Annotated in this window: 13 protein-coding genes; 10 read left to right on the top strand and 3 right to left on the bottom strand. The window is 50.6% G+C overall.

Features of this window, described 5'->3' with window-relative positions:
- The first annotated feature begins 554 nt into the window (after positions 1-554).
- The 8 genes from relB (at position 555) to ACSFA3_RS22125 (ending at position 4,164) form a co-directional block, all read left to right on the top strand.
- The gene (gene relB / locus ACSFA3_RS22160) at positions 555-785 is read left to right on the top strand and encodes a type II toxin-antitoxin system RelB family antitoxin (RefSeq protein WP_435507666.1); all 231 of its coding nucleotides are present in this window, start codon (positions 555-557) and stop codon (positions 783-785) included.
- A complete protein-coding gene (locus tag ACSFA3_RS22155) occupies positions 769-1,038 on the top strand; it encodes a type II toxin-antitoxin system RelE family toxin (protein WP_435507665.1) in 270 nt (89 codons plus the stop codon). Before relB ends, ACSFA3_RS22155 begins: the two co-directional genes overlap by 17 nt.
- 26 nt (positions 1,039-1,064) lie before the next feature.
- The gene (locus ACSFA3_RS22150; RefSeq protein WP_435507664.1) at positions 1,065-1,286 is read left to right on the top strand and encodes a hypothetical protein; all 222 of its coding nucleotides are present in this window, start codon (positions 1,065-1,067) and stop codon (positions 1,284-1,286) included.
- A 167-nt stretch (positions 1,287-1,453) separates the two neighbouring features.
- Positions 1,454-2,089 carry a ParA family partition ATPase gene (gene parA, locus ACSFA3_RS22145; protein ID WP_435507663.1) on the top strand — a complete coding sequence of 212 codons (636 nt, stop codon included), beginning with the start codon at positions 1,454-1,456 and terminating at the stop codon, positions 2,087-2,089.
- Positions 2,080-2,289, top strand: a complete 210-nt coding sequence (locus ACSFA3_RS22140; RefSeq protein WP_435507662.1) for a hypothetical protein — start codon at positions 2,080-2,082, stop codon at positions 2,287-2,289. Before parA ends, ACSFA3_RS22140 begins: the two co-directional genes overlap by 10 nt.
- 90 nt (positions 2,290-2,379) lie before the next feature.
- The gene (locus ACSFA3_RS22135; protein ID WP_435507661.1) at positions 2,380-2,886 is read left to right on the top strand and encodes a hypothetical protein; all 507 of its coding nucleotides are present in this window, start codon (positions 2,380-2,382) and stop codon (positions 2,884-2,886) included.
- A 65-nt stretch (positions 2,887-2,951) separates the two neighbouring features.
- Positions 2,952-3,185 carry a hypothetical protein gene (locus ACSFA3_RS22130; protein WP_435507660.1) on the top strand — a complete coding sequence of 78 codons (234 nt, stop codon included), beginning with the start codon at positions 2,952-2,954 and terminating at the stop codon, positions 3,183-3,185.
- Positions 3,172-4,164 (top strand): tyrosine-type recombinase/integrase, encoded by a 993-nt coding sequence (locus tag ACSFA3_RS22125; RefSeq protein WP_435507659.1) that lies wholly within the window; start codon positions 3,172-3,174, stop codon positions 4,162-4,164. Before ACSFA3_RS22130 ends, ACSFA3_RS22125 begins: the two co-directional genes overlap by 14 nt.
- A gap of 5 nt (positions 4,165-4,169) precedes the next feature.
- Here ACSFA3_RS22125 and ACSFA3_RS22120 read toward each other — a convergent pair whose 3' ends face one another.
- Positions 4,170-5,336: a M48 family metalloprotease gene (locus tag ACSFA3_RS22120; RefSeq protein WP_435507658.1), complete on the bottom strand. Its 1,167-nt coding sequence runs from the start codon at positions 5,334-5,336 to the stop codon at positions 4,170-4,172.
- Positions 5,337-5,486: 150 nt separating this feature from the next.
- Positions 5,487-5,765: a mobilization protein gene (locus ACSFA3_RS22115; RefSeq protein WP_435507657.1), complete on the bottom strand. Its 279-nt coding sequence runs from the start codon at positions 5,763-5,765 to the stop codon at positions 5,487-5,489.
- Positions 5,766-5,944: 179 nt separating this feature from the next.
- Here ACSFA3_RS22115 and mobQ point away from each other — a divergent pair, with 179 nt between their 5' ends.
- On the top strand, positions 5,945-7,075 hold the full coding sequence (gene mobQ / locus ACSFA3_RS22110) for a MobQ family relaxase (protein WP_435507656.1): 1,131 nt from the start codon (positions 5,945-5,947) through the stop codon (positions 7,073-7,075).
- A 26-nt stretch (positions 7,076-7,101) separates the two neighbouring features.
- Positions 7,102-7,764 carry a hypothetical protein gene (locus tag ACSFA3_RS22105; RefSeq protein ID WP_435507655.1) on the top strand — a complete coding sequence of 221 codons (663 nt, stop codon included), beginning with the start codon at positions 7,102-7,104 and terminating at the stop codon, positions 7,762-7,764.
- Positions 7,765-7,806: 42 nt separating this feature from the next.
- On the opposite strand, the gene ACSFA3_RS22100 is transcribed toward ACSFA3_RS22105, so the two are convergent.
- Entirely contained in the window at positions 7,807-8,781 is a 975-nt protein-coding gene (locus ACSFA3_RS22100; protein ID WP_435507654.1) for a hypothetical protein, read from the bottom strand.
- Positions 8,782-9,416: the final 635 nt, after the last annotated feature.

The following is a 9,416-nucleotide window of genomic DNA, read 5'->3' as shown; positions in this document are numbered from 1 at the left end:
CCCTCCCAAGCGCCACCGAGAGGCTTCAGGCCGCGACCGGGTGAGGGGCAGGGCGAACCTGTGAACGCGGCTTCTGCATGGCTACGCTGGCCTTGTAGACCCGTTGCGGCTCCGTCGGCTCGGTCTGGCATCGCTCGGGAACGTGTCCAAACTTGTTTCGGCAAGCTTGGGCGAAGCGTTCCCGAAACCCACCATCTCTCAATCCCGCATATCTTGTCTTAACACCAAGGAAAGACAGGGGGGACAAGTCTTCCTCCGGTATCTGGCCCTTGGCTGTTCTGTTTTCTTGACTTCGTTTTCGCTTTTTTTATAAAGGTTTTGGCAAGGCCGCAGGCCGCGTCAGGCCGGAGGCACAACCTCGGGGAGCTGTGTGCAACCGGGAAGCCCGGAGGGCCTGTCCACGCCCTTGTGGTGTGGACAGCCGGTTGTGCACGGCGGGCGGGATAGCGCATGGTCTATGCGCCTGGGAAGACGTCTAGAGGCAGATCAGGCCACAAGAGATTCAGAACATGACCAGTGGGCATGAGATACTTGTATCTCATTAGGAGAACATCATGGTTTCTGTTTCTCTGCGCCTTCCCGACGATGTTTCTGCCCGCTTGCAGCATCTGGTCGAGCTCACAGGCCGCAGCAAGACCTTCTACATGGTTGAGGCGATCAACCAGCACATCGATGACCTTGAGGATTTGTACCTGGCTGAGCGTGAGCTGGAGGAAGTCCGCTCCGGTCGTTCGATCAGCGTTCCTCTTGAGGAAGTGATGAAGCGCTATGGCATGGAAAGTTGAGCTGTCCGGTCAAGGCCAGCGTCACCTTGATGCCCTTGATCGTCAGGTGGCCCGGCGGGTCCTTTCGTTTCTCTTCGAACGGGTCGCCCAGCTGGAAGACCCGCGCAGCATCGGCGACGCCCTCAAGGGGTCACGTCTCGGGCACCTCTGGCGTTACCGCGTGGGGGATTTCCGGGTGATTTGTGACCTTCAGGACAACACTTTGACGGTCCTTGTGGTGTCGGTTGGGAACCGTCGCGAGGTGTACAAATGATCGAGTGATCGCAGCACAATCACGCCATGAAAGTCACTCGTGAATTCATCATGGAACACCGGACTGAGCGCGGTGCTTGGACCTACGCTCAGATTGAGGCTCTGGGGTTGAAGTGGCCGCCGCTCAAGGGCTGGATCGACAGCGTGATAGGGCAGGAAATGACTGAGGTCCAAGTTGCCAAGTTCAAGGACAACAACGTTCCTAGCGGCGGCAAGGCAACCCATCCCGATCAGATGGGCCTCTTCTAATCCGGTTGCCTTGCTCTTGAGGATGTCATGGACTTCTAGCCCTCGAGAAGTCATTCGCAGACGAGCGGGAAGTGTGTCGCTATGGGTGCTGGCTGTTCAACCTAGTTTCAACTACTCAGTTGAGTAATGATGCATGTAAATCAGTACTCAAGTGATAAACTGAGTAGATGAAAATCATCGCAGTGCTTAACGAGAAGGGTGGAACTGGCAAGTCCACCATAGCTGCAAACTTGGCAACGCTGCTTCATCGGCGAGGGCACAGTGTTGTGCTGGTAGACGCTGATCCCCAAGGTACAGCACGCGACTGGCGAGCTGCCAGCCCTCAAGAGACGGATCTACCTCCTGTCATCGCTATTGATCGCGCAGCAACGTTGGGACAGTCTTTGAGAAGCTTGTCATCTGACTTTGCAGTGATCGATTCGCCTGCCAAGGCCGGTGATATGGCTGCTGCCATCGTTTCAGCATCAAACCTAGCTCTTATCGTAATTCAGCCTTCAGGCGCTGACGTCTGGGCCAGTGCGGCAACTGTACGTTTAGTTCGAACCAAGCGTGATATGGGAGGTGCCATTGATGCTGCTTTTCTTGTCAATCGCGCTATGACCGGAACAAAACTGTCCAAGCTCATTCGTTCGGGGGACTGGAACGAATATGGTCTTGATCAGATGGAAGCTACTGTAGGGAACCGCATTGCTTTTGCTCAGGCTATGACCGATGGAATAAGCGTTTTTGATTTGCCTGATCTTGCTGCTCGCCTAGAAATCGAAGCTGTCGTTACCGAACTGGAGAAAGCCCAATGGCTCTGAAATCAAAATCCGACGAACAAGTCCGTGCCGACGTACCAGTAGAAAAAGTCATGCTGAGCATAGATGCCGGTGACATCGTGCGCGTAAATCTTCCTGTGTCAAAGGCCACCCGAACTGCATGGAGAGCTGAAGCACTACGTCGTGATATCAGCATGGCCGAGCTAATTAGACAAGCGATGAAACATTACGCCAATGTGTAGTTATGTAGTTATGTAGTTATGTAGTTATGTAGTTATGTAGATTAGTAATTCTGATTCAAAGTTCTTAAATCAGAAAGAAAGATATTGTTTATGAAAAAAGAATTCGACGCTGCAAGCATTTATCATATTATTTCGAATAGATTAGAAAATAACAATATAACGCACACAGTCGACAATAAGAATAGAATTTCAACGTGGGAGTTCTCGTATGTAAGAAAAAAAGATATTAACGCAGAAAAGGATTGTATTAATTCGTTGATAAATCTTGAAAACAGTGATAGCAAAGGAGACCTGGATTGTAAAATTATAAATAAAAAGCTATTGCAAGATTTGTCATTGGCAGCAAAAAACAGAGCAGAAGCGATAAGTGCAGTATCAGATTTTTATCCAGTTGGCGCTACTGTAGTGGTTTTGTTATTTACGGCGTTTGCTGCTTGGTTTGACTTTATAAACTTAAAAAGCTTTAAGCTTTTAATTTCTGGAATAATTTTACTTATTTATGGGTTTTATGCCATATCGAGATTTAAAACTCGACAGCAAGTTGCAGACTTAAAAACTGCTGCAAACATATTAGATGTCACTGAAAAAAGAATTTGATATATATTATGTTTGATAAAGGACGTTATCATTCATGTAATCGGCATTTAGGTTAGGAGGGTTACATGGATAAAGCGGAAATTTTTAAACATCGGGGACGGCGCTTCCTCTGCAGTGGCGAGCAACTGCCCTCGGGCTCTTTCCAGGCCGTGGTGCGCTACAAGATGCCTCCCGATGACCTCGTTCGTACCTTAGTGCTGGGTGCCGGGCACCACATGACCGGTCGACAGGCCTTGGCACGGGCCAAGGAGCTGGCAGAAGAATGGGTTCGCACGCATCCCGATCATGAACAAATCTGAAGTGCAGGCCGGCGCCCCGCCTGCGGCCGCGCTTGCTGTGACAGCTGGCCTTGCTAGCCTGCCGGCGCTGTTCCGACCCACGCCGGCAGCAGCCAAGCGCACGCTGGAGTTCTTCACCGCCAACATCCGCAACCCGAACACGCGACGGGCCTATGTGCATGCGGTGACGGGCTTTGGCACCTGGTGCAGTGCGCATGGGATACAGGATCTGGCCAGCGTCGGGCCGATCCACGTGGCTACGTACATCGAGCAGCTACAGGGCCGGTTGTCGGCGCCTTCGGTAAAGCAGCACTTGGCAGCCCTGCGCGTGCTGTTCGACTGGCTGGTGGTGGGTCAAGTCATTCCAATGAACCCAGCCAGCTCGGTGCGTGGACCACAGCATTCCGTCCGAAAGGGAAAGACACCCGTCCTGGCCGCTGAAGAGGCCAGAGACATGCTTGATGCGATCGACGTGTCGACGGTGGTGGGCCTGCGCGATCGCGCGCTGATCGGGCTCATGGTCTACACCTTCGCCCGCGTGGGCGCAGCGACCGGTATGCGTGTCGAGGATGTCTATGTGCAGGGTCGACGCACTTGGGTACGGCTGCACGAAAAGGGCGGCAAGGTCCACGAGATGCCCTGCCATCACAAACTAGACGAGTACGTGCACGCCTACCTACAGACAGCCGCGTTGGAGAACGACCGCAAGGGCTACCTGTTCCGCTCAGCCAAAGGGCGGTCAGGGCAGCTTTCAACGTGCCTCATGAGCCAGTCCGACGTCTACCGGATGATCAAGCGGCGGGCTGAGGCCGCTGGAGTGGCCACCAAGATTGGCTGCCACTCCTTCCGGGCCACCGGGATCACGGAGTACCTGCGCAACGGCGGGCGGCTCGAGGTGGCTCAGCAAATGGCAAATCATGAAAGCTCGCGCACAACTGGGCTTTACGACAGGCGCCACGATCAGCTCTCTCTCGATGAAATCGAACGAATTATGATTTGAAAGTTTTAAAAATTAAAATCTTGAGGTTTTAAGTTACCCCATGTGATTCTGGCTTCTGGTTTCCAGCGTGAAAGCAAATCGTTGTAACTTTTATGGGCAATATAAATTTCCCATAATTTTGCGAAATAATCTCCGGTAAGCATCGTTTGATGTCTATTGTCTGAAATGGATAATCCCATTTCTCCAAGATACTTTTGCACGTTATCTTTTTTTGACAATCCTTGCAATTTTCCAAACATTTTTTTTGAATCTTCGTCAGGTTTATCACTTAAATAAGCAATGCGCTTAAAAGCTTCGCCAAGACCGATCAAACAAAAAGCTTCCAAAGAAAAAGTTTCATGTTTATGCTTATTGATTAAATCTTTTTGAATGTTCCGCACAAGGGCGGAATCTGTGATCATTTTTGCTCTTAAGCCTGTAGGTGGATGTGTTGTTAAAAAAACAAAATTTCTTGCGGAAAATTTCTCCGCACCTAAAGTCACATACCACAACAAAGATGACAATGTAAAAATAAAAGAAATTCTGCATGGATCATTTTTCAGCCATACAAGTATTTCTGTATGACTTGGGGAGACTGGGCGGTTTAGCAAAGAATCGATCCAATTGGCAGCATAAATATCTGCTTCAATTTCTCTTGCTTGTGATATCAGGTCATTTGAATCAAAGTCGAAAAAGTTGGATGCAAGACTGCCATTGTCATTTTCGTATTTTTTGGTCTCGTTTGCAAATCCGAGATGGCCTGCCGCTAAATGACCGAATTCATGGCCAATGATGTGTCCTATCGCTAGATGACGAACTAGCGCCATAAGGCTGAAATTTCGATCATTTTGATCTTCTTTTGAATAAGAAGAGAAGTCACTTTTAAAGTTCTCTGGCCCAATAATTTCAGACCTATCCCCATTGAAAAATACATTGAAAACACGTGCCCCTACTTCATCCAGTTCAATAAAAAAGCCGATTGTTAGCAGAACTACATCGAAATTTTCGCATGCGAGGACGTAGCCGTTTGGTCTTTTAGTGTCTGTTAGAGCACAAACCAATTCTCTTTCCGGATTTTTTAGAAAATTAGATGCATAATTGCATTGTTCTTGGCAGATGGAAAAATCGGTGAGAAAGTTTGGATAATTAAAATTCGATGGAACAAATGCATTTCCCAAATCGATCGAATTCAAATCTCTGTTTCTCAAATAATTTAACCTGCTGTTTATCTCTGTCAATTGATGATCTGTGGGTTGTCCTTTAGGAATATTAAAATTAATTCTTCTGTTCATAGCTATAATTAAAGTTACTATTAAAAATAGAATGCGACATGTTTTTGAAAATCATCTTTTCGCTAACATTTCTGGCAATGCAAACAGAGCTCGATCATCTGGGCGAGTCAATGCTGAATCCAGCATGGTCAGTAGCTTGTCTTTGGGCCATTCACCTCGATCAACCTTAGCCAATATGGCAGCGCCGACCAGGATCTTTCGACGTGTGTCCTTGGCGCGCTCTTCCTTGGTTTCCATGGACCGTTTGCGAGCCTCGATCTGCTGCTTCTTTGCCTTGGCCTGCTTGAGCTTGGCTTCCAAGCTTGCGATGGTGTTTTCTATGGTTGCCATGAGGTATCGCCGGTTAAGTTCTGGACGTAATTTTAGGCCGTCGGGTAGCAGCGGAAAGAACGGTGCTGGCGGGTAATATACGTGGCGACAGACCCAACCCGAGCGAAGCAAGGGCGCACTTAGGAGTCACTGCGTGACTCGTGCGGCCCTGCGGGCAAAACCAAACACCAATACCGCCCATGGCGATCTACCACCTCAGCGTCAAGGCAATCTCTCGCTCGGCCGGTCGCAGTGCGACGGCTGCGGCTGCCTATCGCGCTGGGTGCAAGATCGCCGACGAACGAACCGGCGAACTGCACGACTACACCCGCAAGCGGGGTGTCGAATCCGCCGACATCGTTTTGCCAGACGGTGCGCCTGAGTGGGCGACCGACCGAGCCAAACTCTGGAATGCCGCCGAGCTTGCTGAAAAGCGCAAGGATGCTTGCGTAGCGCGTGAGTTCGAGGTGGCCTTACCGTCCGAACTTTCCCCGGATGAGCGACGGCGGCTGGCGGTAGATTTCGCCAAAGGCATGGCGAACCGGGAAGGGTGCGCCGTTGATGTCGCCATTCATGCACCCGGCAGAGAGGGTGACAACCGCAATCACCACGCCCATATCCTGCGTACCACCCGCAAGGTAGAGGCAGATGGACTGGGTGCGAAGCTGGACACTGAAAAGGCTGGGCGCAAGCGAGTCGATGACCTCAATGCCGTTCGTGCCTTGTGGGCAGACCTGACGAACGAGCGGCTGCGCGAGAACGGCATCGAGGCTCGTGTCGATCAACGCACCCTTGTGGAGCAGGGCATCGACCGTGAGCCTACCCGACACCTCGGGCCAGCAGCCAGCGGCTATGAGCGTCGCACTGGCGAGCCGAGCCACAAGCGGCTGCAGTTTGAGCAGGAAGCCGCTGAACGGTTGCGCCGCGCCAAGGAGCTAGGCGAACTGGAACGTCAGAGCCGCCAGACCGACCGCTCGATCCTTGACTTGTCGGGCGACCTCAGGGCAGCCAGGGCCGAACGCGATCGCCAGCTGGTGCCGGAAGTTAAGCAGCTCGCAGTCGCTGGCGTGGCCGACATCCGCGCGCAGTTCGAGTTGGCCAAGCTAGCTGAAGCTGGAAAGCAGCAGGCGCGGCTGGCCTTTGAGCAGTTCAAGGCCGAACAAGCAGCACAGCGGCAGCAGGCTGATCTTGCCAAGCAGCAAGCCGATCACGCCAAGCAACAGGCAGCGCAGGCGCTCGCGCAGCAACGTGAGAAAGCCGAACGCAAACATCAAACCGAGCAGGAACGGCAGCAGCCTAAACGTGACCACGACCGCGGCTGGTCAAGGTAGTTGAACCGAATGATTCAGGAAGAAAGATGGACGCACAGCAGCAGTTATTTGGCCTCATGGCCTTGGCAGAGGAGCAACAGAAAGCCGTTCAGGCCGCCATTGACGGACTGGCTGACGAGCGGGCCGCACTCTCTGAAGAGCGTATCGCCGTGGCTCAGGCGGCGGCCAGTGTGGCCGGCGTTGCCGGCGATGTGCGAAAGGCGACAGCGAACGTCGCTTCGGCCCTGCAGAGTGCTGCGGCAGAGGTCTTGGCTACCTCGGTAAGGCAAGCCCTTGCTGGAGTAGCCCAAACGGCTGCACAGGCGCTTGGCGAGGCTACGAAGCCGGTTATTGGCAGCCTGTCGAGTGTGGTCGAGGCTGCCGGTGAGGTTGAGGGGTCGATGCGCAGAGCGAGTGCTTGGTTTGCTTGGAAATGGGTGGCCGTGGCTGGCGGTGGTGCAGTCGGTGTGTGCTTATTAGCGTATGCCTCGCTGGTTTGGCAATTGCACCAGGTTGACAGCCTGCGAGAGGAGAAAGCCGCGTTGCAAGAAGAAGTCGTTCAGTTACAAGCTAACGCCAATGACTGGGCCAAGCAGGGTGGGCGGATTAAGTTAGAACGGTGCGGCGAGGCGTCGCGCTTATGCGTTCGCGTCAACAAAAGTGTCAGCTATGGCAAGGACAACGATCACTTCGTATTGAGAGGTTACTGAACGAAAATATCTAGAAGCGTTTGTCACGCTATCGGCTATTGGTCATTCCAGTTTTTTGATTTCCATAAGATTTTGCAGTACACCCAAAAATTTTTGACAGCCATCATGGGTTGCTGCATTAGCATCTCCCCTATGAAAAAGATCATTTCTTTTTGCAAATAGTGAGTTGATGTCGCTCTTGATGCTTTTATATTTAATTATTTCTTGCGCGTCTAAGAGCTCAGGAAATAAATGATTTGTGTACTGTGCAATATTGCTTTTATCGATTTGGTCTCGGGCCATCGGAGAAAGGTTTTCCGGTAACGATGCCAATACGCTAGACCTTAAATACGTTTCGCAAGCGATTGCAATATCCATTAATGATCTTCTATAGTCTCCAAGATCAAAAAAATGTTTAGCTTCATTTTTTAATACGATGCTAATCGGAGGATATTCCGAATTTTTTGTCCGGCTTTGTATTTCCATCCATTTATCAATGTCAATCGTAGTGTATCCAGATAAGAAAACATACACAGTTTCAATCCAGATGGATTTTTCAGAATTTATTTCTTCAAGTCGAGTGCTCCATCCCGAGTGATAAGTGGAAGAGCTGGTTCTTCCTATCCTGTAGTCGTCAGCAACCCATTGAACAACAGAAATCCAATACTCAAACGCACGTTCTGCAATTCGACCATGCTTTTGAGAAATCTCATCTAATTCTTGCCTTTTTTCTTCTGCAATGAGTTCATAGGCATTAGCACTTTGTTTAAGTATTTCAGAAGGTAAGTCGATGCAGATTCCTAAACACACATCAACATCGATTTGTAAAATTCGGTAATTTACTGGCTCGTTATTGCGAGACCATCGAGTTCCAACTTCAGCAACTATATCGCGGACTTGATCGGAAGCTCTTTCTTTCGAAGGTATTTCAATTTTAATTTCCGCCCCTTCAAAATTGAATTCATGAGATCGTCCCATTATTTCCGGACTTACCTGCAAAGCCGTGCTTAAAAAACGATTCCAGGATTTTATATTCATTTTAATTTAAGGAAGGCCAAGCTGTCAATTTGCTTGCTTGCTTGCTTGTCTTGCGGAAAGGGCGTTTTACTAAGCAAATATTAGGATCCTAAAATTTAAAAATATTCAACTGAAAATATTTTTAAGTTTTGACCTTTTATTTATGCAAGTAGGCGGCTATGCAGGCATGGACAGACGATGTTCGCTGGCGAACCAGAGCTAAGCGCGTTGCCAAGTGCTTGGCAATGCGCTCGCACTTGGAGGTTGTGACTTTCTGCCTGTAAGATGCGATCACGTTTCGCAGTCCCACAAATGCGAAAACCTCAGGCCCTGGCAGGCGTGAGGTTTTCTGGACAGCGAACAAGGGTACCCGGTGGAAGGATTGTTCGCGCCTTGGCGTGATTCTATCCAACCCCGGTTTTGCTTGCAAAGTGTGTTGAACGTCAACCACACGTCGGGGTACAGCTTCTCAAGACTTGTCACCCTCCCGACGTACCGGTTCACGGCTGGCACATGGGGCGTAGGCGCTACAGCGGGATCCCTCCCAAGCGCCACCGAGAGGCTTCAGGCCGCGACCGGGTGAGGGGCAGGGCGAACCTGTGAACGCGGCTTCTGCATGGCTACGCTGGCCTTGTAGACCCGTTGCGGCTCCGTCG

Origin of the sequence: Variovorax glucosi (assembly GCF_051216695.1) — a bacterium.
GTDB lineage: Bacteria > Pseudomonadota > Gammaproteobacteria > Burkholderiales > Burkholderiaceae_C > Variovorax.
The sequence above is the reverse complement of the archived record's forward strand: the minus strand, read 5'-3'. Positions and strand labels throughout refer to the sequence as shown.